Raw genomic sequence first — 26,345 nt, forward strand, 5'->3', positions numbered from 1 at the left:
CTCCGCCCGGGCACGGCCCGTCACGGTGGCGTGGAAACCCGCCGACAGCGGAAGGTTTCCCTCGTGATGCCACCCTCCGGTTCCGTTCCGGCCCGTTCGTCCGCGCCCGGCCTCTCGTCCGTGCCCGCTCCCGCCGACGACGCCACCGCTCTCTCCGACGGCAGCCCTGCCACCGCCCCCGTACCCGGCGCGCGGCTGGAGCGCACCCTGGCGGCCATCGCTCCCGCGGATCCCGGTGGCCTTGCCGCGGCCCGGGACCGCCAGGACCACCTGACCAAGCCGCCCGGGTCGCTTGGGCTGCTGGAGGAGGTGTCGGTCCGGCTGGCGGGTCTGGCCGGCCACTGCCCCCCGCCCATGCCGGAGCCCGCGGCGGTGGCCGTCTTCGCCGCCGACCACGGCGTCCACGCCCAGCACGTCAGCAACTGGCCCCAGGAGGTGACGACCCAGATGGTCGCCAACCTGCTGGCCTCGGGCGCCGCCGTCAACGCGCTGGCGGCGCAGACCGGAGCCGAGGTGGTCGTGGTGGACATGGGTGTGGCGACTCCCGGGCCCGACTGGGACACCGCTCCGGGCAGGCTGATGCGACACCGGGTACGGGGCGGGACCGCGGACATGACGCGCGGCCCGGCGATGACCCGGCAGGAGGCCGTGACGGCGATCGAGGCAGGCATCGCCGTGGCCGACCGGCTCGTCGACGACGGCGTCCGCTGCCTGCTCACCGGCGACCTGGGCATCGCCAACACCACCGCGTCCGCGGCGCTGGTCGCCGCGTTCACCGGCGCGGACCCGGACGAGGTCACCGGTCACGGAGCGGGGATCGACGAGGCGACGCGCCGGCACAAGGCGGGCGTGGTGCGCACGGCGCTGGAGCTGCACCGGCCCGATCCCCGTGACCCGGTGGCAGTGGTGTCGGCGGTGGGCGGCCTGGAACACGCCGCGATCGCCGGCTTCGTGCTCGGCGCCGCCGCCCGCAGAGTCCCGGTGATCCTGGACGGCGTGATCGCCACCTCCGCCGCTCTGGTCGCGGCCGCGCTGTGTCCGGACGCCCTGTCCGCCTGCGTGGCCGGACACCGCTCGGCGGAACCCGGGCACGCCGTCGCCCTGCGGCACCTCGGACTGCACCCGCTGATCGACCTGGGCCTGCGGCTCGGCGAGGGCACCGGCGCCGCGCTGGCGCTTCCGCTGGTGCAGGCGGCCGTCCGCGCTCTGCGTGACATGGCCACCTTCGACTCCGCCGGAGTCTCCGGCCAGGACGGCTGACGCCACCGGTCGCACCCGCGAGCACCCGCCGGGGCGCGGCGTGCGGGCCGACGCCCTCGCCGGCGCGGCGGGTGCGGCCGATCCCGGCCGCTTCGAGGCCGACATGAAGTCGAACGCAGCCGATGCGGCCGTGTGCAAGGAGCAGAGGTGGTGGCGGGTGTGCTACGCCAGCGACACGAACAGCCTCTCCGGCCTGGCGCGGATCTGGCCGGTGTCCTCGCCGTTCTTCCGGCCGGCGTCCATGTCGCTCACGCATTGCTGCAGACCGGTGGCGATGATGGCGAAACCGGCGCGGTCCAGGGCGCGGGAGGCGGCGGCGAGCTGCGTGACGACGTCTTCGCAGTCACGGCCCTCCTCGATCATCCGGATGGCGCCGGAGATCTGACCCTGCGCGCGGCGCAGCCGGTTCAGCACGGACTTCAGGTCCGAGCCGTCGAGCTCCAGCGCCACGACTACTCCTTGAAAAATACCCCCAGGGGTACTATACGGTCCCGATTCGGGCGGCAAGAGCATGGGCTCACCGGCCACCGGCCACCGGCCGTGCCCGCGGCGGCCTCACGCCGTACCGCGTCCATGTCCTCGGCCCGGATCTTGGTGATCAGCACCTCCAGTGCCTGCGGGGACAGGGCACCCGGCCGGGCGTACAGGATCGTCCGGTCGCGGACGGCCATGAGGGTCGGGATGGAGGAGATCCGGAAACTCGCGGCCAGTTCCGGCTGGGCCTCGGTGTCGACCTCGCGGAGTCCGCTGTTCCGGCCGGACTGCTCCGGCCGGAACAGCCCGGGTCAGGCGTCGACCGGCGCGGACTCGGCCAGCCACGCACCGTATCCGCCGAGCAGGTCGGAGACATCGGTCCGGCCCTTGTGCCTGAGCAGGGCTGCGGCGATGGAGGAGCGGTGGCCCCCCGCGCAGTGGACGACCAGCGGCCGGCCGGCCGGGATCTCGTCGATGCGGCGGGCGAGTTCGGCCAGCGGAATGTGCAGGGAGCCGTCGATGAAGCCCTCTTCGCGCTCGGCGGTGTTGCGCACGTCCAGGACCAGCGGCGGCTCGTCGCCGTTCAGCAGCCGGCGCAGTTCGTGCGCGGTCAGTCGGCTCGCCTGCTGCATGTCGCCGGCCAGGGCGGGAAAGGCCCCCTCGGGCTCGCGCAGGTAGCCGCTCACCTTGTCGAAGCCGATCCGGGCCAGCCGGGTGAGGATCTCCTCCTCACGGTCCTGCGGCGCGACCACCACGATCTCCGCCTCGGGGCCGACGACCATGCCGGCCTGTTCGGCGAAGCGCCCGTCGGCGGGCACGTTGACCGATCCGCGCAGATGCCCGGCGGCGAAGTCCTGCGGGGAGCGGGCGTCGACGACGACCGCTCCGGCGGCCCGCCGCTGCGTGAACTCCGCGGCCGACAGCGGCCGTGACACGGTGGCCGCGTCGAACAGGCCGTGCTCCTTGCGGTTGAGGACGGCGTCGTAGGCGAAGTAGGCGGGCGCGGAAGGCTGTCCGGCGGTCACCAGGGCCACGAACTGCTCCTCGCTCATCGGACGGCAGGCGTAGTTGGTGGCGCGCTGCTCGCCGACGGTGGACTGCCGCTGGGCGGACAGGTTCTTGCCACAGGCCGATCCGGCGCCGTGCGCGGGGAAGACCCGCACCCCGTCGGGGAGGGCCATCAGCTTGTGCTGGACGCTGTCGTGGAGCATCCGGCCGAGTTCCTCGGCGGTCGCGCCGAGTGAGGCCAGCAGGTCGGGGCGTCCCACGTCGCCGATGAACAGGGCGTCACCCGTGAGTACGCCGTAGGGGACGGCGTCGTCCGCGTGCTCGTACACGAGGATGCTGATCGACTCGGGGGTGTGGCCCGGGGTTTCCATGATCTGCAGGGTGACGTCGCCGAGGCCGATGCGGTCGCCGTCGGCGAGTTTCCGGATGGGGTATTCGGCTTCGGCGCGGCGGCCGTAGCCGATCCAGGCGCCGGTGCGGTCGGCCATTTCCAGGTGGCCGGCGAGGAAGTCGGCGTGGAAGTGGGTGTTGAGAACGGCCTCGACGGTGAATCCGTGGGCGTCGGCGTCGGCGAGGTATTCGGAGACGTCGCGGCGCGGGTCGACGACGACGGCCCTGCCGGTGGTCTCGTCGGCGATCATGTACGACGCCTGGGAGAGACAGTCGAGGTAGTACTGGGCGAAGAACACGGCTGGTCGACCTCCATGTCGGGCAGGGGGCAGGTGTGTGGCAGGTGTGTCGTGAGAGGAGTGCCGGGGGCGTGCCGGCCTTGCCTCCCGGGGTGCGGGGAGGACCGGGCCCGGGCCGGGGAACGCCCGGGCCGGTCGGTCAGAGGCGGCCGGTGAGCATGCCGTGCCAGTACACCGGTGGCAGCACGTACCGCTTGAACACCCACATGTCGCGCCGCTCCCTGAAGGTGTCGATGAACGGGAAGGTGGGGGTGGGCCTCAGGTCGTAGTCGAACTCGGCGAGCAGCATCCGGTCGCGTGCGGTCACCAGCGGGCAGGAGGTGTAGCCGTCGTAGCGGCCCGTGGGGTTCCTGCCCTTCATCACGTCCAGCAGGTTGGCGGTCACGACCGGGGCCTGCTTGCGTACCGCCGCGCCGGTCTTGGAGGTCGGCAGGTTCGCCACGTCGCCGAGCGCGAACACCTCCGGGTACCGGGGGTGCCGCAGAGTGTGCTTGTCGGCGGCGACGAACCCCTGCGGACTCGCCGGGTCGGCGAGCGGGCTGTCCTTGAGCCAGTCGGGCGCGCTCTGCGGCGGTACGGCGTGCAGGAGGTCGTAGTGGACGGTCTCCGCCGTGCCGTTCGCGTGGTCGGTGAGGACGACCTCGCGGCGGTCGCCGTCCACGGCGGTCATCTCGGACCGCAGCCGTACCTCGATGCCGTACCGGGCGGCCACCTGCTCCAGGGTGCGGGCCCAGTCGGGCACCTTGAACAGGACGGGGTCGGGGATGACGAGGATGATCCGGATCCGGTCGAGGACCTTCTGCCTGCGCCAGTGGTCGGCGGCGAGGTACGCGATCTTCTGCGGTGCGCCGCCGCACTTGAGCGGCGTCGCCGGGTGCGTGAAGACCGCGGTGCCCGACCGCATCCCCTTGACCAGGTCCCAGGTGCGCGGGGCGTACTCCGGCGCGTAGTTGCTGCTCACCCGGTCGTGTCCCACGGCCGCGGCGAGCCCGGGTACGGCGTCCCAGTCCAGTTGCAGCCCGGGGGCCATCACCAGGTATTCGTAGGCGAGCTCGTCGCCGCCGGAGAGCGTGACGGTGCGGGCGCCGGGGTCGACGGCGAGGGCGTGCCGGCGTATCCAGCGCACTCCGTCGGGAATGACGGACGCCTCGGGACGCCGGGTGCTGCGCAGGGATGCCTGCCCGCCGCCGACCAGGGTCCACAGGGGCTGGTACCAGTGCGTGTCGGACGGTTCGACGAGGGTGACGTCGGTGACCCCGGCGCGGCGCAGGCGGGCGGCGACGCTGATCCCGGCGCTGCCGCCACCGATGACGGCGACGCGGTGCCGTCCGGCGATCGGCTGCTCGTCGGGGCGTGGGGGGCTGGCGGCCATGTGGAAGTCCTTCCCGTGGTCTGCGGGTACGGGCACGGGTATCGCGATCGGGCGCGGCCGAGGGCCGGCGCCGGTTCGGGCAGGACCCCCGAGGTCTGCTTCACCAGCCACCGCGGCACCCTCCTCGCATACCCCTGGGGGTTTCTTGTCAGCGAGGGTACGGCGACGTCAGGGGATGGTCAAATACCCCACGGGGTATTTGCCCGTGGGGTAAAACGTCTGACTTTGCCGGACGGGTGCAATGCCGGCCACCGGGCCGCGCTCAGCCCTCCAGGCTGCCGATCGCCTCGTCCAGCCACTTCCTCTCCTCGGCTCCGGTGGCCCGCGCGATGCGCAGCATGCCCTGACGGAACGGGGCGGGGGCCCGAACGGCCGATTTGGGTGGCGGGAGGACGCCGACTTCCCCGGAGAGGACGGCTTCCGCGTCGTGCAGACGACCCCGCCCGGCTCTCCCTGCTCGGTGATCTCCGGCAGCGGAGTCGGCGACGCCGCGCCCGGTTCGGCCCAGGGGCTGCACCTGGTCGTGCCGGACATCGAGGCCGCCCGCGCGGAGTTCCCCGAACGGGGAACGGGGATGAGCGAGGTCTTCCACGACGCCGCTGGAGTGTTCCACCGCGGCGGTACCGAGGGCCTGGTCCCCGGAGCCGGCCCCGAGCGCGGAAGCCATGCCTCCTTCGCCTCCTCCAGCGACCCCGAAGGCAACGGCTCGGTCCTCCAGGAGGTCACCGAACGTCTTCCCGGGCGCTGACCAGAGATCCGCACGCCGCGTCGCCCCGGTCAGGGCCGTGCTCAGGTCGCTGCGTCGCCGGATGCCCAACTTGCGGTAGCTGTGCGTCAGATGGGTCTCCACCGTACGGCGGGCCAGGTGCAGCAGATCCGCGATCTCCGCGTTGGTGCGTCCCGCCGCGGCCAGTTCGGCGATACGGCGCTCGCTGCCGGTGAGCGAGGCGGCACCGGTCCGCGTCGCCGGGCGGCGTGCGCCGCCCGCACGCAGTGCCTCCTCCGCCAGGTCCCGCAGCCGTATCGCGCCCAGGCGTTCGGCGAGCCCGGCCGCCTCGCGCAGGATGTGGCGTGCGCGGGACGACTCGCCCGACGCGGTCAACTGACGGCCCAGGGCCAGCAGCGCCGCCACGAGCTCCGGTCCTGCAGGGCCGCCACGCAGCAGCCGTACCGCCTCCTGGGCCAGGTCCAGACCCCGGCGCCCGCCGGTCGCGGTGCCGAGGACACGCAGTGCCCGGCCCACCGTGCGGGGCGTGTTCCACACCCGGGCCAGGCGCAGCTCCTCCTCGGCCAGGGCGAGCGCCTCCCGTGGGACGCCCAGGGCCAGATGGCACTCGGCGGCGGCCGTGCGCCACGGGGTGACGACCGGGCTGAACACCTCCCGGGCCGACTGGCGGCGCCCGCACTCCAGGAAGTCGTGCAGGGCTCCCGCCAGGTCACCGTTCGCGGCGCGCAGCTGGCCGCGCGCGTACAGGAACCGGTTCAGCTCCCAGGACTCCGGCGCCGTGCGTAAGTCGACTGCTTCGGCCAGGAGTTCGGCCTCGGCGGCGCGGCCCGTCTCCACGAGCGCCGTCAGCGCGTGGGCATGGGCGTTGGTCGGGGTCGCGGCGGCGGGCGGCGGGTCGGCCAGCAGGCGCGTGTAGTCGGCCCGCGCCGCGACGATGTCCAGACGGGTGTTGAGCAGCGCCTCGTGCATGGGGTGCAGGACGTCGGGGCGCTGCCCGGCCAGACCGCGCTCCACCAGCCGTTCGGCCTCGTCGAGTTCGTCGGCCCACTGAGCGACCGCGGCGGCCGTCCCCAGCAGGTACGGCTCGGACAGCGGGTCGGCCGGTACCGCCAGCAGACCGCGCAGGCGCAGCATCGCCTCCCTCGCCGAGCTCAGACCTGCCGTGACCGCGTATTTCACCAGGAACGCGTGACCGGCCGTGCTGATCGACTCCGGCGAGCGCTCGGCCACCTCGGCCAGCCGCGTGTACGCCTCCTGCCGCACCAGCTGGTCCTTGTCGGACAGTTGCAGAAACGCCTGCCGCAGGATGCGCACCAGGTCGGGACGGTCGGCGAGCGCATCGTACAGCGAGCGCAGCACCTCGACCCCCGCGCGGGTCCTGCCACGGCCGGTCAGCGCCGTCCCCAGGGCGACCGCGGCGCGCACTCGTTCCTGCGGCGGCCCCGACAGCCGCAGCGCCTCGGTGAGCCTCAGGACCGCGGCCGAGGAGCCGGGCACCGCGTACTCCAGTGAGCCCAGTTCGGTCAGCAGGCGTTGTCTGCCCTCATCGGAGAGGGGTTCGTCCAGAGCGCGGCGCAGGAAAGCCACCGCGTCCTCGACGTGCCCCTCACGTAACGCCAGCGAAGCGGCGTCCTGAAGCACCGGCAGTGCCCAGGGCGCGTCCACCACGTCGGTGAGCAGCAGTTGACGGGCGACGAGCTCGCTGGAGACACCGCGGTGCAGCATCGCCTCGGCGGTCGTCCGGTGCGCGGCGCGCCGCCGGGCCGCGGGCACGCCGGTGAGCACCGCGTCCCGCAGCAGCGGATGGGCGTAGCGGGCGCGGCCCATGCCGTCGGGGCGCAGCAGTCCGAGGCCGGTCATCGCGGTGATCCAGCCCGCGACCCGGGCCGGGTCGGCGCCGGAGAGTTCGGCGAGGAGTGAGGGGATGTGGAGGGCGGGGAACCCCGCGCCGGGGGCGGGTCTGTGGTCCCAGCCCTCGTCCAGGATCGCCAGCGTCCGCGCCACCTCCGCGGTACCCGGCCCGGCGCAGTCCAGCCACCACTGCACGGCCGCCGGAAACGCTCCCGGGTACAGCGCCGCCGAGGTGTCCGGCACGACCGGGTGGCTGCCGTCGGAGAGGTCGTCCAGCAGGGCGCGCAGCAGCAGGGGATTGCCCGCGCCGGCCCGTACGCAGTCCTCGATCCAGGAGTCGTCGGCGTCCGGGAAGGCCGAACGGAGCGCTGTCACCGCCGTGTTGTGGGACAGCGGAGTCAGGGTGTGGGTGGTGACCAGGGCGGGGGAGAGGCTGTGGGTGAGGCCCAGTGCGGGCGGGTCGACGTCGTACTGGCTGCGCTCGGTGGCCGCCAGTACGATCGGCAGCCGGTCCATGAGCCGGGCGGACTCCACCAGCCAGCGGCGGGACGCCGGGTCAGCCAGGTGCACATCGTCCACGGTGATCAGCAGCGGCGACTGCTCGGCGTACGAGCGCAGCACGCGCCACAGCCCGGCGGCGGTCGCCCGTTCGTCGCCGTCCAATGCCGGATCGGCGAACACGGGTACGGGGCCGAGGAGTTGCAGGACCGCGGCGAAGGGGATCGCGGAGTCGGCGGCGGAGCAGCGAGCGCGCAGCACCCGCATACCGTGGGCGGCGGCGTCCTCGGCGGCGGCCTCCAGGACCGTGGTGCGGCCAGTGCCGGTGGCACCGCGCAGCAGAACCACGCGACCGGTGCCCGCACGAGCGCGCTCGGTCGCGGTGGCCAGCAGCCGTGCCGCTTCCCGTAGTGCACATGCCGGTCGGGACATCCATGCCTCCTCGTGTGGACGTGAGCGTCCTCACTCACGAGGACGGGGTGCGCCGGACATCGGTGCCGTGACCTGCACCGTGAGAAGAACCACCATGGTCGCGCACCTGTCCGGCGGAACCGGGATGTCGCTTCCGCCATCACGTTAATGTCGTGGTTCCGGCCGGCCGATCTCGTGGTCCGTGTCGTGGTGCTCCACGATTGCGCTGGGCACGAGCTCACATGAGGGTGGACAGCCTCCGCCCGCCTCCGACCCCGCAGAAGTGGCGGGCTCGCGGACAGGGGACAGGGTGCTCAACTCAATCCGGACAACACACGCCAGTAAGGCAGACGGCACCGCCGTGCCGCCGACTCGGGTTCCCGTGGCGGTGCACGCCCAGGACCCGATCTCGCGCGAGGGGGCCATCGCCCAGCTGCGCCGCTACCCGGAGATGGAGCTGCGGGACGAATCGGCCACCGGCCCCGGCACGGTGGCCCTCCTCATCAGCGACACGCTGGACGGGACCACGCTCACCCGGCTCCGCAAGGTGGTGCGCAACGAGGGTGCCCGGGCCGTCCTCGTGGTGGGCGCGCTGCGCGAGAGCGAGCTTCTCGATGTGATCGAGTGCGGGATCGGTGCCATCGTGTGGCGCCACGAGGCGACCGCCTCCCGCCTGGAGCAGGCCGTGCGCGCGGCCGCCCGCGGTGACGGCGACCTCCCCGCGGACCTGCTCGGGCGGCTCATCAACCAGGTGGGCTCCCTGCACCGCAACGCCTCCGGACGCCCCGGCGCCGCCACCTCGGGGCTCACACCGCGCGAGACGGATGTGTTGCGGCTGGTCGCCGAGGGCTTCGACACCGCGGAGATCGCGAGCAAGATGTCGTACTCCGAACGCACCGTCAAGAGCGTCATCCACGGGCTGACCGCGCGGCTGCATCTGCGCAATCGTGCCCACGCCGTGGCCCATGCCGTCAGGGCCGGCTACATCTGACCGGCCTGACCGAACGGGCGGAGCGTGGTGCCTCTTCGGGTGCCTGCTCCGCCCTGGGGGCGACCCTCACTGATCACCCGACGAGCGCCGCCGGGTGGGCCACAGCTGCTTCACCCACAAGACCATGCAGTGTTTGAGCGTGTCACGCTCCATGACCAGCTCCTTGTTGTCCCTCTCCAGCTGCGCGTTCTCCCGCCGCAGCCGCGCCGGTTCCTCGCTCTCGCCCACCGGCCCGGTCCCGTCGGCCCTGGGTCCGCGACACCCAACTGGCAACTCCGCGTCGAGCTTCCGCCTCCTGCCCGCCATGACTCCCAACTTCCCCTGCAGTCAGAGTCTCTACGCCATTGCCGGGCCGATAGGGCGACACCGGAGAGGGCCGCGGTCGCCGTCCGGCAGCGGCTACACCTGTCACGGGTCCTGACCGGGGACGCCCGGGTGCTGTTCCTGGACGAGCCGACCACGGCAATGGCCCCGGTTGCCGCCCGCGAGTTCCGCAGGCCGATTGGCGAGTTGCGCAACGAGCAGCGCACGATCCTGCTGGCAACCCACGAAATGGCCGGGGCCGAGAGCCTCTCGAACTGGACGGCGTGGACCCCGCCCTGGCCACCACCCTGGCCACCACCCTGGTCGACGTCCCCGACGTCCCCGACGTCCCCGACGTCACCTCGATCACCGCGATCCGTGACCGGCGAGCGCGAACATGCCTGGGACCCGGTGTGTTGCCCCTGCGGCACGGCGTACCTGCGCGGCCTGGGCCGAGCGTTGCCCGAGAGGTCCGTACGGACGGACATTGTTGACGATGCGGGTCCGAGCAAGAATCGCTGAAGCGCGATCACAACGCGCGGCTGGTAACCCTTCAACGCGGCTTTTCCGTCGGCGGTCGGACGCAATACGACCCACGTGCGAGCGGATTCCGCGCAATGGCTCTGCCGGATCGATCAAACCGAGGCAGGTGATGATGAACCCAGATTTCTACTCGCGGGTTGCCGACGAGTTCGGCGAATATACCAGCGGGGGGCTGCGTACTGACGTCTTCCCGGACGGTGATCCGGAGGCTGCGTTTGACGAGCTGGCGAGGGGCCTGAGCGGTCCGGATGGCCGGCTGGTCGATGTCGGCTGCGCCGATGGGCGCAGCCTGCTGAGGATCGCACCGGCGTTCGGCAGCGTGCTCGGCATCGACATGGCGGCGTCGATGCTGGAGTCCGCCGAGCGGAAGCGCGCGGAGGCGGGGCTGGGCAACGTCAGGTTCGAGCGGCGTGATGCTTCCCGTACCGGCCTTCCTGACGGGGAGGCTGACGTGCTCACGTCCCGGCGTGGGCCGTTGTTCCCGGGCGAGTTCCGCAGGGTGCTCAAGCCCGGCGGTCATCTGATCTACATGGGCATCGGCGAGACGGACGTCCGCGAGCTGAAGGAGACCTTCGGCCGGGGCCAGCTCTACGGCCGCTGGGACGGCAGGCCGGTGATGGACGAGGTGGTCGAGCAACTCACCGGGGCCGGTTTCACGGTGGTGCTGGCGAAGGCCTTCCGGTCCGAGGAGTTCTACCACTCGCCGGTCGAGCTCGACAGGTTCCTGCGCCAGGTGCCGATTTTCGAGGACTACGACACGGTGGCGGACCGGGTTCCGTTCGAGCGCTATGTGGCATCGGCCGGCAGTGACCGCGGTGTCCGGCTTGACCGGCACTGGTTCGTGGTCCAGGCGTGGAGGGCGACATGACGATCTTCGCCGATCTCGAGTCCGAGGTCCGCAGCTACAGCCGGCAGTGGCCGGTGGTGTTCGACCGGGCGGAAGGTAGTCGGCTCTTCTCCGAGGACGGCCGGCCTTACCTGGATTTCTTCGCCGGTGCAGGTGCGCTCAACTACGGTCACAACAACGCCTTCCTCAAGCAGGCTCTGTTGGACTACATCGTCCGGGACGGGGTCTCGCACGCGCTGGACATGTTCACCGTGGCGAAGCGGGACTTTCTCGAGACCTTCCAGGACCTTCTCCTGACGCCGCGAGGGCTGCAGTACAAGGTGGTGTTCCCCGGTCCGGGCGGTGCCAATGCGGTCGAGGCTGCTCTGAAGCTCGCCCGGCGGGTCACCGGACGGCAGTCGGTGGTGAGCTTCACCAACTCCTTCCACGGGATGACTTTGGGGGCCCTCGCGGTCAGCGGCAACGCGGCGAAGCGTGCGGCCGCCGGCGTGGCTCTTACCTTGACGACCGCAGTGCCCTACGACGGCTATCCGGGCATCGGGGAGACCGGCCCGCGCCATCTCGACCGGCTGTTGTCGGACGGGGGCAGCGGGCTGGACCGGCCCGCTGCCGTCATCGTGGAGACCGTTCAGGGCGAGGGCGGGTTGAGGGCCGCCGACGCGGATTGGCTGCGCGACCTCGCTGGCGTGTGCAAACGGCACGAGGTGTTGCTCATCGTGGACGACGTCCAGATGGGCTGCGGCCGCACAGGATCGTTCTTCAGCTTCGAGGACGCCGGGATCACTCCCGACATGGTGTGTCTGTCCAAGTCCATCGGAGGGTTCGGCCTTCCTCTGGCTCTCACTCTCATCCGGCCGGAACTGGACGTCTGGAAACCGGGCGAGCACAGCGGGACGTTCCGCGGTGTCAGCGCGTCCTTCGTGACCGGAGCGCAGGCGCTGCGCACCTACTGGAGTGACGGGACGCTGGAGAAGTCCACCCGCGAGCGAGGGGAGCGGATCGCGGCGGCCCTGGGCGCCATTGCCGTCGAGCACCCCGAGGCGGGCCCGGAGGTCCGGGGCCGGGGGTTCGCGGCCGGGCTGCGGTTCGCCACGCCCGGCGCGGCCCGCGCGGTGTGCGTCGCGGCCTTCGAGAACGGCCTGCTCATGGAGACGTCCGGTGCGGCCGGCGACGTGGTGAAGCTGCTGCCCCCGTTGACCATCAGCGACGACGACCTGGACGAAGGCCTCGACATCATCCGTAGGTGCGTGGGCCCGGTACTCGAGCGGAGCAAGTGAGAGGTCACGGCTGTGCCAGGCAAAATTCCCGAAGTCGACCTTGAGGCGTGGCGTAAGTCTTCCGACGCCGATCGTGTCCCGATCGCCACGGAGCTGGACGCCGCGCTGCGCAGCACCGGTATGTTCCTGGTGTCCGGGCACGGTGTGCCGCAAGCCGTGATCGACGACTTCCGGGCCGCCGCCAAGCGGTTCTTCGCCCTGCGGACGGAGGTCAAGGCTCAGTACGCCATCGAGGCCGCGTACGACAGCGGGTGGCTCGAGATGCATCCCCCCGGTGGGGTCGGGGTGCCGGTGGGCGAGGGCGAGGAGGTCCCGAGCGCGCCGGATCTTCACGAGTCGTTCTACATGGGGCCCGGCCACCGTAGCGGCGACGAGCAGCGGGACCGGTTCAACTATCCGGCGAACCGCTGGCCGGTCGAGCTGCCGGAGTTGCGGGCGGCCGCGGACGCGTACACGACGCACATGCTGCGGGTGGTGCAGGCGGTCAACGAGGTGCTTGCCGTCACGCTGGGGCTGCCGGAGGACTTCTTCACCTCGCGGGCGCAGATGGCGACGTGGACACAGAATGCCAGTTGGTACCCGTCGTATTCGAGCATCGGGGAGGTCGCCCGCGGTCAGTTCCGCAACGGGCCGCATACCGACCTGGGTACCGTCACGTTGCTGAGCCGTCAGCGAGGTGTGGGTGGGTTGCAGGCGTGGAACGAGGAGGACGATTGGTTCTCGCCGCCGTACAGCCCGGACTCGCTCATCGTCAATCTCGGCGACTTGATGGAGCTGTGGACCGATGGGCGCTGGCGGGCGCTGAAGCACCGCGTGCTGCCGCCCAGCCCGGCGGCTCCGGATGAGGAACTGCTGTCGCTGGTCTTCTTCTTCGAGACCGACCCCGACACGCTGATCGAGCCGTTGGCCGCTCCGGTCGGTGGTGGCCGGGGGCTGACTCCGGCGTATGCGCGGCGGACGGTCCTCGAGAAGCTCGGTGTCTCGCCCGACTCCGTCCCGGGAGCCGAGTCATGAGCAGGATCGTTGCCGTGGTGTCCGGCGGGATCGACTCGGTGACCATGGCGCATCACCTCGCCGCTGAGGGCCACGACCTTCAGGTGCTGGCCGTTGACTACGGTCAGCGCCACCGAAAGGAGCTCGAGTTCGCCGCCGCTGCCGCGGAACGGCTCGGTGCGCCGTACGAGGAGGTCGATCTGCGCTCGCTGCGGACCGTCATGCGCGGATCGTCGCTGACGGATCCGTCCGTGGCCGTACCCCGCCCGGACCGGCCGGTCGGCGGGAACCCGAACATCGTGCCGAACCGGAACGCCGTGCTGCTGTCGGTGGCCTTCGCGCTGGCGGTCACCGTGCAGGCGGATGCCGTCGCTTTCGGTGTCATGGCGGAGGACGTCGGCCCGTCCGACACCTCTCCGGAGTTCCTGCGGCTGTTCCTCGAGATGGAGCGGGTGGCGACCAAGGGTTCGCTTGCGCCCGAGGCCGAACTCCTCGCTCCGCTGATCGAGCTGCCGAAGACCGGAGTCGTCTCTCTCGGCGAGAGGCTCGGCGTGCCCTGGGACCAGACGTGGACGTGCTTCCGTGGTGAGGACATCCACTGTGGTGCGTGTGCGGCGTGTGTGGAGCGGCGCGGAGCGTTCGCGGATCTGGGCATCACGGACCCGACGGTCTATCGCGAAGCGTGGACACCGCAGTGACCGTGACCGGTGCCGGCCGCCTCACCGGTGGCCTCGACACGGAAGGAGGCGGTGCCGCGTGGAACCGGAACTCGTAGTCAACGAGATCTTCGGCCCGACCGTCCAGGGTGAAGGCCGCTCCATGGGGCGCAGGTGTGCGTTCCTGCGGCTCGGTGGCTGCAACTTGTCGTGTACGTGGTGCGACACGCCCTACACGTGGGACTGGACCGGGGCGGGCGACTCCGGGGTCAAGTACGACCCCCGCAAGGAGTTGCACCGCCGTCCCGTCAGCGAGGTGGCCGAGGAGCTCCTCGCGTTCGGCGTCGAGCTGATCGTCATCTCCGGCGGCGAGCCGCTCGGCCAGCAGAACCGGCTGGTCCCGCTGGTCGAGCTGCTCACGGCGCGAGGCCTGGAAATCGAGATCGAGACCAACGGCACGCACGCGGCGGACCCGGCCCTGGTGGCCGCCGGAGTCCGCTTCAACGTCTCGCCGAAGCTGGCCCACTCGGGCGATCCGGTCGATCGGCGGATCGTGCCGGACGCGCTGAAGAGCCTCGCGGTGACGGAAGGCACCACGTTCAAGTTCGTCTGCCGCAACGCCGGCGACCTGGACGAGGTGGCCGGACTGGTCGAGGAGTTCGGCGTCGGCTCGGTCTGGATCATGCCGAAGGGGCAGACGGGCGCCGAGGTGAGCCGGCACATGGCCGAGCTGGCCGACGCGGTGATCTCACGAGGCTGGAATCTCACAACACGCCTGCACACCTTGTTGTGGGGCGACACGCGAGGTGTCTGAACGCGTGGCTGAATCAAGCGGGAAAGGTGAATCGGAGACATGACGCTGCGCATCACGAAGAAGTTCGAGTTCTCTGCCAGCCATCAGCTCTCCGGCCTGGCCGAGGGACACCAGTGTGGTCGGCTGCACGGCCACAACTATGTCGTCGAGCTGGAGCTGAGCGCCGACCTGACGGAACTGACGCCGACGGGGTTCGTTCGTGACTACGGCGAGTTGGCCCCCTTCAAGTCGTGGCTCGACCAGACGCTCGACCACCGTCACCTCAACGACCTGGTGGACAACAACCCCACCGCCGAGAACCTGGCGGTGTGGCTCTACGAGCGTTGGTCGAAGGAGTTCCCGGAGCTGACATCCGTGCGAATCTCCGAGACCCCCAAGACATGGGCCGAGTACCGGCCCTGAAACGCCGGCCGGCTGGCGAGAGCCAGCCGCCCGTTCATCGGAATCGAGCAACGGCCGTGCCGGTCGGACTGGAGAGGTGCCTGAATGTCTGTGACGACGTGGGTGCAGGAGGGTGACGTCGACTCGGAGAAGCCGCGGGAGGAAGACCCACTGGTCGGACTCGCCCGGCAGCTCCTGAAGGAGATCGGGGAGGATCCCGACCGCGACGGGCTGCGCGATACGCCGGCGCGGTTCGCCCGCTGGTGGCGCGAATTCATCAACTACGAGCCGGGCTCGGTCGGCACCCTGTTCGAGTCGATCGGCACCAAGCAGTTGGTGGTCGTCTCGGACATTCAGGTCTGGTCCCTCTGCGAGCATCACCTGTTGCCGTTCAACTGCTCGGTGACGATCGCCTACCGGCCGACCGACCAGCTTCTGGGCCTGTCGAAGTTCGCCCGGATCGCCCATCGGCATGCGCACAAGCTCCAGGTTCAGGAGCGGCTGGTCTCCGAGATCGCCGAGGACATCGCAGTGCTCAGCGGGGCGGAAGACGTGGCCGTCATCGCCAAGGGCGAGCACCTGTGCATGACGATGCGCGGCATCAAGGCGGCCGCCCAGATGACCTCGACGGCCTACCGCGGGGCCTTCGGCGAGGACGCCGGGCTCCGGGCCGAGATGTTCAACCTGCTGCGTCCCTGAAACCGATCCGCACCCCTGAGACCCATCCGGGGCCGCTGTCACGGCCCTGTACGCCTATCCGGGGCCGCTGCCACGGCCCTGTACCGGGTCGCGGCAGCGGCCCCGAGGAGCATGTGCCATGGAAACACCATCGGTGTCAGGAATCGGCCTGATCTCCACTCTGCCTTCGGGGCGGGAGACGCCGATGACCCTGCGCCGCGAACCGACCATCTCCGCCGGTGAGTCGATCAAGCAGAATATTCCGATCGGATTCCGTCACGACTGGGCCAACGGCGGTGGGACGGGGGCTACGTCCTTCGGCCGACGACTCCGCAACCTGCGACTGCAGAGCGGACTGTCTCAGAAGCAGCTGGCGCGCTCCAGCACTCTCAGCGTTCGAGCGATACGCGATCTGGAGAACGGGAGGGTACGGCAACCCAGGGCAGACTCCCTGCGCCTTCTCGCCGACGCCCTTGGTCTCAGCGCTCCCCAGATGAACCGGCTGGCGAACGACCATTCGCTCGGCTTCCTGGCGGGGGCAGCCGAGCCGGCCATGAGCGGCCCGTTCATCGGCCGGGAGCAGGAGCTGGCGGCACTGACGACGATGCTCGGCGCCGAGCACCACCGTCTGATCACGATCACCGGGATCGAGGGCGTCGGCAAGACACGGCTCGCACTGGAGGTGGCGCACGCACTCGAGGCAGCCGAGCAACCGACGGTCCTCTGGCTGCCGCTCGACGACGACCAGCTCCGGAACGGAAGGGCGCCGGTGGGAGCTCCGGAGCGACCCACGTGGTTGCGCGAGTTCGTGCACTCCGGGCCCGACAGCCGTCGGCGCCTGGTCGAGACCATCGGGGAGTCGAACGGCCTCCTCGTCCTCGACGGTGCCCGGCCGGAGGACGAGCTGGCGGACATGACAGCCAGTCTCGTGGCCGCATGCCCCCGGCTGCGGATTCTCGTCACGACGAGAAACCCCGTCGACATGCCCTTCGACACCCTCTTCCCCCTGGCACCGCTTCCGGTGCCCACATCCGACACCGAGCCGGCGGACCTGGCCGAAGTGGCGTCGGTGGCGCTGTTGCTCGCTCAGGCGAAGCGACTTCAGCCGGCCTTCCGTCCCGACGCTCATGTTCTCGCGGACGTCGCCCGGATCTGCCGCGCACTGGACGGCCTTCCCGCTGCTCTCGAATCCGCTGCCCACTGGAGCTTGATCTACTCCCTGCGGCAGCTCGCCCACCAACTCACCACCGAGCCGCTCACCGTTGCGCGACGACCCCACGGCGGTCATCAGCAGCCGGACGCCTACGCGTCGGTCCAGCACACCATTGCCACACTGAGCAGCCGCCAACGTGACCTGCTGTCGACCATGTCTCACAAGACGTCCCGCGAAATGGACGGTTACTGGTCGGTACCGGAAGTGGCGGACAAGATGGGCCTGACGGCTGCGGAATGCGCCGACGACATCTACCACCTCCTCCTCCTCGGCATCCTTCGCCGCATCGACCACAACGACGTGGCGATGTTCAAGGTACTCAACATCGTCAGCATCGCCGGACAGAACGCAATCGCCGGACAGAACGCAGCCGCGTGATCTGGGCACCACCAGGAAGGATGAAACAGTGCGACTCTGCACTCTTCGCACCGAGACCGGTGAGGACGTCGGCGTGTCGGTGCCCGGCGGAATCGCCGCACTGAGCCTCATCAACGCGACCGCGGGAACCCTCTACGGCCCCACCATGCTGGACATCATCCAGAAGGGCGAGGCCGTCGCGCTCGCGGCCACGGTCGCCTCCCTGTCCGACCCCGATGTGCTGGCCGCGCAGGGCGAGCCGGAATTCGGGCCGATCTACCGGTGCCCGCCGAAGCTGTGGGGTGTGGGCCTGAACTACGTGCGTCACGCCGACGACCTGGGGGTACGACAGCCGACCGACGCCCCCGGCTCCTACCTGCGGCCGCCCTCCACGGTGATCGGATACGGCGACGACATCCTGCTCCCCAGCCAGTCGCAGCGCGTCACCGCCGAAGCCGAGCTCGGCGTGGTCATCGGCACCACCTGCCGTGACGTGTCACCTGAGGACGCCTCGTCCGTGATCTTCGGCTATACCACCGTCCTGGACATGACCGCCGAGGACGCGATCCGGGTCAACCCCCGCCACATCCCCTGGGCGAAGGCCTTCGACACCTTCTGCAGCCTCGGCCCCTGGGTCGTCACCCCCGACGAGATCCCCGACCTCTCCGCCGTGCGGATCTCCACCGTCGTCAACGGGAAGACGATCGCGTCCAACCAGGTGTCTGCGATGATGTACGACCCCTATTGGCAGGTCGGCTACTTCTCCGGCGGCATGGTCCTCGAAGCCGGAACCGTGATCGCCACGGGAACTCCCGGCGCCGGCGTCATCCACGACGGGGACACCGTAGAAGCCCGTGTCGACGGCGTCGGCGACCTCCGCAACACCGTCAGGCTCGAGCCCTGCCGGGCAACCCGGAGGTGAGCATGTCTGATCTGCCCTACGGCCGCCACCCGGTCCGTCACGGGCCGACGTGCACGAACGGCGCCCGGGCGGCGGGCCGGTCCGGGCGCGGCGCGCGGCTGCTCCAACGCGTCGTGCGGGGCTGAGGCCGGGGACAGACCGTGGCCGGCGCGGTGTCAGGGCGTCGGCCGTCGGCGGCCTCCCGGTCGGCGACCGGCCACACGGCCGTCACCACGTGCTGCGCCACCGCGAACGCCGCGGCGACGGTCAGTGCTGCATCCGCCAGCAGGTCGCTGCCCTTGGCGGTGGAAGACGCCGACAGTGCGTCAGCCAGGTGCGTGACAGTGGCGGCCGTCTGACGTCCTCCACGGTCCAATCGCCGTCGGCGAGCTCCGCCCGCTCAGCGACGGGCGGTGCGCGTCGGCGGGGCCGTGGGCGCAGACATGTGCGATCTCCGCGCGAACGACGGCCCGGCCCACCTCGTTCCGGGTGGCCCGGGGCCCGGTGAGGGCAGTTGCGGGCGGGTGGTGCTGGGTGACGGCGGCGGTCTCACGCGTCGGCGCGGGCAGGTCGTCGGCTACGGCGACCGCGAGCGCGTCCCCGACGGAGCGCCGCCGCCCCGCTGCGGCTGCGCGCAGCCGCAGCGGGGCGGCGCGTACGACGTGACGGTGCCGGTACCGGCCGGCGCGGTGGCGTGCGGGGGGGAGCAGGGTGAGTCCGCCGGTCGGTGACCACCACCACAAACGCTCCGGCAGAGGCCCGGACCGGGCGAGCGCTGAAGCACCGGGGCGGTGACAATCTCACCGGGCCGGGCGATCGTGTCGCCGACGAGGACGTTCGCCTGCTTCCGGAAACTTGGAGGCCAGGCCGGCCACGGCCATCCGGCGAACGCCGGCCGTGCCGAGCAGGACCGGTAGCTGGTCCACAAACCGTCGAGCCCAGACCCCTTCGGCCCTCAGCCTCCGGCGACGGCGCCCGGTGCCACCGTAGTCAGGTCGGCAGGGTCGGGTGCGATCTCCAGTCTGACCGTCGCACGCGCGATGGCGATGGTGCGGAGCACGGTCGCGCGGTCCGGGCCGTACACCGAAGCGCTGACCGGAATGTGCCTGTTGTCGTTGGTGATCGGCACGTGGTCCCCGGGCCGGAACTCCACGAGCACATCAGCGATGCCGGGCAGGGCGGCCAGTTCGTCCAGCCCATGCACGGCCACCAGCGTGCCGGGTGCGTCGTCGTTGCGAATGACGACGGAGCCGAGCACAGCCCTGAACCCGTGATCCCCGTCGATCATGTTCGGACGGCGGCCGAGGAAGCATTCCACGGCGTCGTGGAAGGGCCGCAGGTCGGAGTGCCTCGTCCACATCGGCACCGCAGGCCCGCCCGAGAACCGGGCCGCGAGCTCGATCAGGTAGACGTCGTCTCCGTCGCCACTGCATTTGACCTCGATGTGGCCTGGTCCCTGACGGATGCCGAACGCGTCGAGTACCTGCCTGCAAAACCGCTCCACCCGGACGTAGTCGGGATGGGCACCGCCGATCTGGACGATGTCCCACAGGGGAAAGTCGTAGTCGCGGTCGTCGGGCCGTCGGTACTCCCAGATGTCGATCAGCCGGTGCTCACCGTCAGCGCTACAGAAATTCACCGCGTACTCGCGCCCGCGTATGTAGCGCTCCACCAGCCATTCGGTGACCGGCTGACCGGAGCGGTCCACCGTCCGCACCTTGTGTGCCTCGTCCAGAGCCGCCATGTCACTGATTACCGAAACGCCGTAGGACCCCGTTCCCATCGTCTGCTTCACGATGACGGGGAAGCCGATGTCCCGTGCGGCCTCCGCTACCTCACCGAGGGAGTGGACCAGCCGGAACTCCGGAACGCGGACCCTCGTTTGCGCGGCCCTGTCCCGCATCGCCGCCTTGTTTCGCCGCGCCCAGCCCAGAGCGGGGTCGTTTCCGGGCAGGCCGAGCCGCGCCGCGATCTCGTCAGCCACGTGGAGGCTCGTCCCATTGGCGGGGACGACGGCTCGCACGTCGAATCCGGCCGCACGAACCTGCCGGACGGCGTCGTCCACGTCGCTGACCCGGAGCGACATCTCGTCGTCGAGGTCGGCCTGCTGGTTCGCGACCGCGGACAGACCCGTGAACAGCGAGACCGCGTCGAAACCGAGATCGCGTATGGCGGTCTTGTAGTTGCGTCCGTTCCCGGTGCCGGTGGGGTCGATCAGCAGGATCACTGGGTCTTTCGGTTCCACGGAAACTCTTCTCAGGCCAGGTGTGCGAATGGTCAGGGGGTGAGAGCGAGCAGCTCTGCGCGCAGTGTCACCAACGTCCGTAGCGGCCACAGCACTAGCGAGCAGCCATGGCGTTGGCGGCCTCCAGCACCATGTCCTCCGCAGGGTGGACCCGGTCGATTTCGGCGACTGCGGCCATCAGCTCGAAGACGTCGACGTTCGCGGTCTTCGCGCACCTGCTGATCAGCGGGAAGAAGCTGGAGTGCGTGCGGGTGATACCGCCGACGAGCTGGTACGTGCGGTCGTCGTGCAGTCGCTCCAACGGGCGGACGACGGACTCGCTCAGCTCCGCGAGAGCCCGGAAGTCGTACGTGTTGCGATTGCCCCGGGCGTGGAGGGTCGCTGCGAACGTCTCAGTGACGGTGTTGCCGGCTCCGCGGCCGATGCCGTCGAGCGTCGTGTCGACGAACTGTGCTCCGCTCGTCGCTGCGGCGAGCGAGTTGGCGTTGGCCAGGCTCAGGTTGTCGTGCCCGTGGAAGCCGAGCGGAATCGCTGTCGACTGACCGACCTTCTCGAACAGCTCGGTGACATCCGACGGCAGGTATCCGCCCACCGAGTCGACGAGGTAGACGGTGTCGGCGCCGTACTCCGCGCACTGCCGGACCGCATCCGTGACACCGTCGGTGTCGAGCACGTTCGTCTTCATGAGGTTGGCGAACGTCATGATGCCGAGGTCCTTGGCGAGGGCGATGAAAGCCTCGGCCGGTGCGACGGCAGTGATATCCACTCCGACCCGGACGAACCGCATGCCGGCGGCCACGGCCTGTCTGAGGTGATCCAGCTCGGCGATTCCCGGGATGCAGAACATCCCCCAACTCGCGCTCGTCAGCGTCTCGGACGCGATGCTGAAGCACCGTGCGTCGGAAACACGGGTGGGATGGGGCGTGCGCTCGGCGGCGTTGAGGCCCATCCCGTGACCCAGTTCGATGAACCGGACACCTGATCCTTCAAGACCGGTCAGGACGCTCTTGATCGTACCTTCGGTGAACTTGAAGTCCACGGCGTAACTACCGTCACGGAGCGTGCAGTCCAGGATTTCGACTGTAGATGATCGCCCGTCCTCGGCGACCATTGGCGATGTCTCTGACATTGAACACCTCAGGCAGAGAAGTACGGGGAAAGCGATGCGTCGACACTAGCCGAGAAGTGCACGTCCGCCAGCGGCAGAAGCCCGGCAGAAGAGCGCACATCGACGGGCTCAACTGCCTCCCCGGGAAACGAGGGTTGCCTTGCGGCAAACGACGGTGACGTATATGAATTGGCAAATGGGGCGGCAGAGTTGCACCGAGTCGTCGAAATCCTCTCCTGGCCCTGTTTGCCTCATGACCGGGTGCGGTTCGCCGCACCCGGCCATAGCCGGCGACCCCCTCGGCGGGCATGCGCACCAGGGCCGGTTCGCCCGTCGGGGAACCGGCCCGGCCGGAGGCCTAGGCGCCGCTGGACATGGTGCGCTGCACGCGCCCGGCCAGTCCGGTGACGACGGTGTCGACCCGCTGGATCTTCAAGGAAGTCCTGCCTTTCAGTCCAGCACGGCCAGTGCCCGCGCGGGCGCGCCGTCGCCGCCGAGGACGTTGAGCACGCCGACGAACAGCGTGCACCACCGGTCCGAGATCTCCCGCAGCACGAGGTTCTCCACGATCAGCGTGCCGGCCGCCAGCAGCGTGCGGTGCACGTCGTAGGGGAAGTTCGGCGGACGCATGCTCATCGGTATCTCAGGGCTGATCGTGTCCATGCCGATGAGCCGAAGTCCTTTGGACACAGCCCATTCGGCCGCGTCGACCGTGAGGTACGGGTGCCGGTCCACATAGGCCGGTTCGGCGTAGCGGTCGTCCCAGCCGGTGCGGATCAGCAGTGCGTCACCGGGTTCGAGGTCAACGGCGGACTTCAGGTCGGCCGCCGTGATCGGCTCGGCACCGTCCCGCAGTACCTCGAGGCAGTACGCCCGACCGACCAGCGCCGACGTCGGCAACTGGTCGACCGTGGCGCCGTCCTCGACGAAGTGCGACGGGGCGTCCACGTGGGTGCCGATGTGGGTCGGCATGTCCAGTCGCATGACCCGCATCCGGTGTTCCGCCCATGTGCTGGTGGGCGTGAACCGGGGGGCCGGGATCGTGCGCGCGTGCGGCATACCCGGTTCCAGCGGGTGTGAGAGATCAACTGTGCGTGGCATGCAGTGCTGCCTCTTTCATCTTGACGGTCTTACTACGCGATTCGGACTCGCGCAGCACGTAAACTTGCTCAATTTAAATGGCTCGTCCGTCGTCCTGGACCCCATAGATTCGGCGCAGCCTGCGGCTGGAGGTGGTTTCTTGGAATGGCCGGCGGCCGTGGAGCATCCGCCGGTTGTCCCACAGCAGGCCGACGCCACGTTCGAGCAGCACGGACTCCGCGTTTTCCGCAGCAGAGGAAGAGACCTTGTCGAATTCGTCCATGGCCGCAAGGAGCTCTGGTGGCACCGGTGTGTCCTCGGCGGCAAACGCCTGCTCGATGTACATGCGGACATAGCGCAGCTCGTAGCCGTTGGCTGTCTGCTTGAGCACCGGCTGCCGTTTGATTTTGATTCCCGCGGTCTGGTCCTTCACGTCGAAGGGTACGGGCTGGCTCAGTTCGGCGACGTGCGCCGGGTTGATCTGGGTAAGCTGCTGAACCAGGCTGTTGACGTCCATCAGCAGCGTCTCTCCACCCGTTGCGGCGGACAAGCCGAACAGAAATGCAACGTCGGGCAGCTGCGGCAGCAAGGTGCCGTCAGTATGATAGTTGCCCGCTTTGTTCGAACTCGAGTAGTGACTGGTCTCCGCGGCTCCGGCCTTGACCTCGACGGGATAGATGAGTTCGCCGGAGCTGTACTGCGGGATCGGACGGAAAAGTGCCGTGAAGAAATTCCAGTAGACGGTGCTGATGTCGTGGTCGCTGAGTCCCTCCGGGGCGACCCGTACGATGGCGCCACCCGTGTCCCCGTGGATGGCTGCCAATATTCCGTCACGCAGCGCCAGGATCTCCGTGCTGGTCGTCGGAAAAGCCCCTGTAGGCCACTTGTCCAGAGGTGTGTCCGCGGCTATGCCCCGCTCCAACAGCGCTGAGGTCGCCGCGCTGGGGATCGTGAATTCCGGGATCGTGAATTCCTTTTCCATCTTGACTGTCCATTTCTGTGACGAGATCAGGTCCGAGAGTGTCCGTCGCTGCAGGCCACGATCACGGATGTCGCCGAAGTCCTTGCGACTTGGTCTGCGATCAGGCCGATGCCCGCTCCAGACCTTTGTTCACTTTGATGTCCTGGTTACGGTGCGGCAGGGCTGGGCCGTGAATATCGTTCATGCATCGAGCGGCCACTTCCGATAATGCCCCGACGGTATTCGCAGCACATCACGTTCGACAAGTTGCCATTCGCTTCGCACAGGTGGTTGCTCGGTCCTGCGACGTTCGCTCATCCGGCTCCGATGGAAGTCGATCACATCGGCGGTGAACCTGAGCCGGCCAGTGTTCAGGTATCGCACCGCACCCTGGACGTCTCGAGCCGTCAGCACCTCGCCACGGTTGTGGACGCTGGGCGAGAAGGGAACGTCCAGGTAACCGAGCGCGAACGCCTTCACCACGCCGTCCGTGAGGCTGCCGTCGCCGGCCACCAGGACACTCTCAAGGATCTGATCCACCTCCGCCCGCAGGATGGTGGCCTCCTCGCGTACGGCTTGCTCGTCCACCTCGATGCCGTTCGCCTCCATCGCGCCCAGCCGGCTCAGGTGCAACCCCTCCTGGTTGTCGGACACCGACGGAATAGTGGTCGCCTCGACCGGTGTCTTGACGATCAGTCGCGAAGCCCCGGACAGTCGACCGGTGGCGGCCGAGGCCACGATCAACTGCGTCGCCCGCGCCCGGTCCCGTGGAAACGCTGCCATGTGCTGGTGGAACACAATGTTGACCTGAACTCCTGGATATCCCAGGTTGGCCAGATACTTCTGGCCCAGTTCGCGCAGGACCCTGATCGCCGCGATGTCCTGGGCTCGATGGCCTTGTTCGGCGTATCCGAGTGAAACCGAGCCCACGCCCTGGCTGGCTGCCAGCATTGCCTCGATCACGTTGACGACGATCGCCAGACTTGGTGGGATCAGTACCGCGGTGAGGGTGCCGAAGAACTCACGGTCGATGACCACGCCGAACTTCTCACGGTACAAGCCGACCAGCCGATCGACGTACTGCCACCTTCGCAGTGACTGGGCCAGCGAGTAGTCCTTGAAGTAAGGAATGTTGTACGTGATCGCGCCACCCTCGAAGCCAGTGACGCCACCAGCACACGAAATCTCGGCGAGGAGTCGTGGGTCGCGTGTGCTGTGGCGGGTTTGCAGCGGCGTCCGAACATCTGCGATCAACTGCCTCAGAACGTCGACCCCGTGATTCACCATGGGGAATCCGTTCAGCGTGGAGGCACCGCGTTCCCGGCTCTCCGCGATCGCGTCGCCGGCCTTCTGGTACTCATTGTTTCTGGTAAGAGAATCGATCTGGTAGGACAGTACGTCTGCGCCGGCCCGTCGTAGGGCCACGAATGCCGTGCGCTGCTCGGCGGCGAGCGCCACGCCTGAGCGTGGCTGCACCAGAAACGGTCGTTCCGCCCGGGGCCGCGGTGAGTGCGCATGAGCGAACGACGGCTGCCGGGAGAGAAACGCCGCGTTGTCCGCCAAGTCCCTGGCACGCGCGCCGGTTGGCCAGGATTCCAGGACCTCAGGTCGCTGCTGCTGCAGGTCGGCCACCGTGAGCCGCTGGTCGGGCGGCGCCGTGCCCGGCTGGGTGGGCCAGGGGGGAGCAGTGGGTTTGCCGCGTACCGCAGGACGCCTGGTCAGGAGATCCTCGGTCAGGACCGAGAGGACCGTCGGAATATCGACATACGTCGGGAAGACCCGTCGAAAGCCCAGGCGGCGCGCTTCACCGCGTATCCGTTCGGAACTGCCCACGTCGAGATTTCCGCCGGCATACCAGATCGCATCGATATCGGGATACTTGAGCATCAGGTCCGGAAACTTCTTCAGATAGTGGCGCAGATGGCCGTCCATACACGAAATCATCACGACATCCGCGTCGGCCGCATGCCTGAAAAAGTCTTCGAGGTTGTTCTGCGTGCCCATGAAGTGGACCGCATGGCCTGCCTCAGTGATGGCGTGTTTCAGCAGAGTGAGACCGACCGAATGAGCGTCGGCGCCGATCCCGCCGAGCACGATCCTTGGCGTCGGCAATCTCATGGTTTTTCTCCGTTACCTTTTGGCAGTGCGTGAGCGGCGAACCCGATTGCCGCACCTGAGCAATACCAGGGCGCCCCGTGCACTCGACGACAGGGGCAGTGAAATGATCCAGGTTCGGGATCGCGTCGACACCGAGCTCCCCGAACACCGCCACGGCGTTGCGCACCTCGTCTTGACGACACCGCTGCGGCTGGACTTGCACGCCGACCCGGACCGGATGTCTGTGATACGGCTCGTCATTCACCGGCGGCATTATGATGGCGGCGAATACTCAGGGGTCGCATATCGGTCCACACGTCACCAATGTGCGCGAGGCATTCGTCCCTGGTCCTCGATGCAACGACTCGTGCACCGCCCCGACGGAGGGTTGTGATCGGTCTGCGGCCGGATCGATTACTGCTCCTCGTGGTTGACGGCCACGACGAATCCGGGCTCTTTTGAACGGACCGCCCGCGAACGTGCGCTCGTCCCCGATGTCCGGTCGGAGCTCATACTTCAGTTCCATGAGGCGCTGCGTGAAAACCCGCGAGGCCGTCTCGGCGGCGCCGAAGAACGCGACCGTCGGCGATGTCTCTGACATTGAATACCT

22 protein-coding genes and 1 pseudogene are annotated in these 26,345 nt (G+C 69.2%); 12 read left to right on the forward strand and 11 right to left on the reverse strand.

The genetic code is table 11. The features are described 5' to 3' along the window. The first annotated feature begins 66 nt into the window (after positions 1–66). Positions 67–1,260, forward strand: a complete 1,194-nt coding sequence (gene cobT / locus ACH4UM_RS12550; RefSeq protein ID WP_398177680.1) for a nicotinate-nucleotide--dimethylbenzimidazole phosphoribosyltransferase — start codon at positions 67–69, stop codon at positions 1,258–1,260. A 162-nt stretch (positions 1,261–1,422) separates the two neighbouring features. On the opposite strand, the gene ACH4UM_RS12555 is transcribed toward cobT, so the two are convergent. From ACH4UM_RS12555 to ACH4UM_RS12570, 4 genes and pseudogenes are all read right to left on the reverse strand, one after another. Next, a complete protein-coding gene (locus ACH4UM_RS12555; RefSeq protein WP_398176946.1) occupies positions 1,423–1,710 on the reverse strand; it encodes a metal-sensitive transcriptional regulator in 288 nt (95 codons plus the stop codon). Between the two features lie 335 nt (positions 1,711–2,045). Continuing rightward, positions 2,046–3,431: a rhodanese-like domain-containing protein gene (locus ACH4UM_RS12560; RefSeq protein ID WP_398176948.1), complete on the reverse strand. Its 1,386-nt coding sequence runs from the start codon at positions 3,429–3,431 to the stop codon at positions 2,046–2,048. 139 nt (positions 3,432–3,570) lie between these two features. Further along, a complete protein-coding gene (locus ACH4UM_RS12565) occupies positions 3,571–4,803 on the reverse strand; it encodes an FAD-dependent oxidoreductase (RefSeq protein ID WP_398176949.1) in 1,233 nt (410 codons plus the stop codon). 769 nt (positions 4,804–5,572) lie between these two features. Then, positions 5,573–8,311: pseudogene (locus ACH4UM_RS12570) on the reverse strand (AAA family ATPase); the annotation flags it as partial. Between the two features lie 289 nt (positions 8,312–8,600). On the opposite strand from ACH4UM_RS12570, the gene ACH4UM_RS12575 reads away from it, so the two are divergent. After that, entirely contained in the window at positions 8,601–9,281 is a 681-nt protein-coding gene (locus ACH4UM_RS12575; RefSeq protein ID WP_398176951.1) for a LuxR C-terminal-related transcriptional regulator, read from the forward strand. Positions 9,282–9,347: 66 nt separating this feature from the next. On the opposite strand, the gene ACH4UM_RS12580 is transcribed toward ACH4UM_RS12575, so the two are convergent. Next, complete coding sequence (locus ACH4UM_RS12580; protein WP_398176953.1) at positions 9,348–9,509, reverse strand: hypothetical protein; 162 nt, start codon at positions 9,507–9,509, stop codon at positions 9,348–9,350. 571 nt (positions 9,510–10,080) lie between these two features. Here ACH4UM_RS12580 and ACH4UM_RS12585 point away from each other — a divergent pair. The 9 genes from ACH4UM_RS12585 to ACH4UM_RS12625 all read left to right on the forward strand — a co-directional run bounded on the left by ACH4UM_RS12585 (position 10,081) and on the right by ACH4UM_RS12625 (position 18,265). Further along, complete coding sequence (locus ACH4UM_RS12585) at positions 10,081–10,995, forward strand: class I SAM-dependent methyltransferase (protein WP_398176955.1); 915 nt, start codon at positions 10,081–10,083, stop codon at positions 10,993–10,995. After that, positions 10,992–12,251, forward strand: a complete 1,260-nt coding sequence (gene ectB, locus ACH4UM_RS12590; protein ID WP_398176957.1) for a diaminobutyrate--2-oxoglutarate transaminase — start codon at positions 10,992–10,994, stop codon at positions 12,249–12,251. The genes ACH4UM_RS12585 and ectB overlap by 4 nt, the downstream gene beginning before the upstream one ends. Positions 12,252–12,263: 12 nt before the next feature. After that, positions 12,264–13,265 (forward strand): isopenicillin N synthase family dioxygenase, encoded by a 1,002-nt coding sequence (locus ACH4UM_RS12595; protein WP_398176959.1) that lies wholly within the window; start codon positions 12,264–12,266, stop codon positions 13,263–13,265. Continuing rightward, positions 13,262–13,942 carry a 7-cyano-7-deazaguanine synthase gene (locus tag ACH4UM_RS12600; RefSeq protein ID WP_398176961.1) on the forward strand — a complete coding sequence of 227 codons (681 nt, stop codon included), beginning with the start codon at positions 13,262–13,264 and terminating at the stop codon, positions 13,940–13,942. Before ACH4UM_RS12595 ends, ACH4UM_RS12600 begins: the two co-directional genes overlap by 4 nt. Before the next feature lie 58 nt (positions 13,943–14,000). Further along, positions 14,001–14,714 (forward strand): 7-carboxy-7-deazaguanine synthase QueE, encoded by a 714-nt coding sequence (locus ACH4UM_RS12605; protein ID WP_398176963.1) that lies wholly within the window; start codon positions 14,001–14,003, stop codon positions 14,712–14,714. 39 nt (positions 14,715–14,753) lie between these two features. Further along, entirely contained in the window at positions 14,754–15,116 is a 363-nt protein-coding gene (locus ACH4UM_RS12610; RefSeq protein ID WP_398176965.1) for a 6-pyruvoyl trahydropterin synthase family protein, read from the forward strand. A gap of 84 nt (positions 15,117–15,200) precedes the next feature. Next, the gene (gene folE, locus ACH4UM_RS12615; RefSeq protein ID WP_398176967.1) at positions 15,201–15,794 is read left to right on the forward strand and encodes a GTP cyclohydrolase I; all 594 of its coding nucleotides are present in this window, start codon (positions 15,201–15,203) and stop codon (positions 15,792–15,794) included. 118 nt (positions 15,795–15,912) lie between these two features. After that, on the forward strand, positions 15,913–17,364 hold the full coding sequence (locus ACH4UM_RS12620) for a helix-turn-helix domain-containing protein (RefSeq protein WP_398176969.1): 1,452 nt from the start codon (positions 15,913–15,915) through the stop codon (positions 17,362–17,364). Positions 17,365–17,392: 28 nt separating this feature from the next. After that, entirely contained in the window at positions 17,393–18,265 is an 873-nt protein-coding gene (locus ACH4UM_RS12625; protein WP_398176971.1) for a fumarylacetoacetate hydrolase family protein, read from the forward strand. A 37-nt stretch (positions 18,266–18,302) separates the two neighbouring features. Here ACH4UM_RS12625 and ACH4UM_RS12630 read toward each other — a convergent pair whose 3' ends face one another. Beyond that, positions 18,303–18,620 carry a hypothetical protein gene (locus tag ACH4UM_RS12630; RefSeq protein WP_398176973.1) on the reverse strand — a complete coding sequence of 106 codons (318 nt, stop codon included), beginning with the start codon at positions 18,618–18,620 and terminating at the stop codon, positions 18,303–18,305. A gap of 67 nt (positions 18,621–18,687) precedes the next feature. Between ACH4UM_RS12630 and ACH4UM_RS12635 the strand changes: the two genes are divergently transcribed. Beyond that, entirely contained in the window at positions 18,688–18,975 is a 288-nt protein-coding gene (locus ACH4UM_RS12635) for a hypothetical protein (protein ID WP_398176975.1), read from the forward strand. A gap of 224 nt (positions 18,976–19,199) precedes the next feature. On the opposite strand, the gene ACH4UM_RS12640 is transcribed toward ACH4UM_RS12635, so the two are convergent. The 5 genes from ACH4UM_RS12640 to ACH4UM_RS12660 all read right to left on the reverse strand — a co-directional run bounded on the left by ACH4UM_RS12640 (position 19,200) and on the right by ACH4UM_RS12660 (position 25,756). After that, the gene (locus ACH4UM_RS12640) at positions 19,200–20,489 is read right to left on the reverse strand and encodes an ATP-grasp domain-containing protein (protein WP_398176977.1); all 1,290 of its coding nucleotides are present in this window, start codon (positions 20,487–20,489) and stop codon (positions 19,200–19,202) included. A gap of 94 nt (positions 20,490–20,583) precedes the next feature. Next, a complete protein-coding gene (locus ACH4UM_RS12645) occupies positions 20,584–21,618 on the reverse strand; it encodes a hypothetical protein (RefSeq protein WP_398176979.1) in 1,035 nt (344 codons plus the stop codon). 429 nt (positions 21,619–22,047) lie between these two features. Continuing rightward, on the reverse strand, positions 22,048–22,698 hold the full coding sequence (locus ACH4UM_RS12650; RefSeq protein WP_398176981.1) for a cyclase family protein: 651 nt from the start codon (positions 22,696–22,698) through the stop codon (positions 22,048–22,050). A 73-nt stretch (positions 22,699–22,771) separates the two neighbouring features. Then, positions 22,772–23,659, reverse strand: a complete 888-nt coding sequence (locus ACH4UM_RS12655) for a TauD/TfdA family dioxygenase (RefSeq protein ID WP_398176983.1) — start codon at positions 23,657–23,659, stop codon at positions 22,772–22,774. Positions 23,660–23,839: 180 nt separating this feature from the next. Further along, positions 23,840–25,756: a methylaspartate mutase subunit E gene (locus tag ACH4UM_RS12660; protein ID WP_398176985.1), complete on the reverse strand. Its 1,917-nt coding sequence runs from the start codon at positions 25,754–25,756 to the stop codon at positions 23,840–23,842. Positions 25,757–26,345 lie beyond the last annotated feature (589 nt).

Source organism: Streptomyces sp. NPDC020801 (assembly GCF_044334385.1).
Taxonomy (GTDB): domain Bacteria; phylum Actinomycetota; class Actinomycetes; order Streptomycetales; family Streptomycetaceae; genus Streptomyces.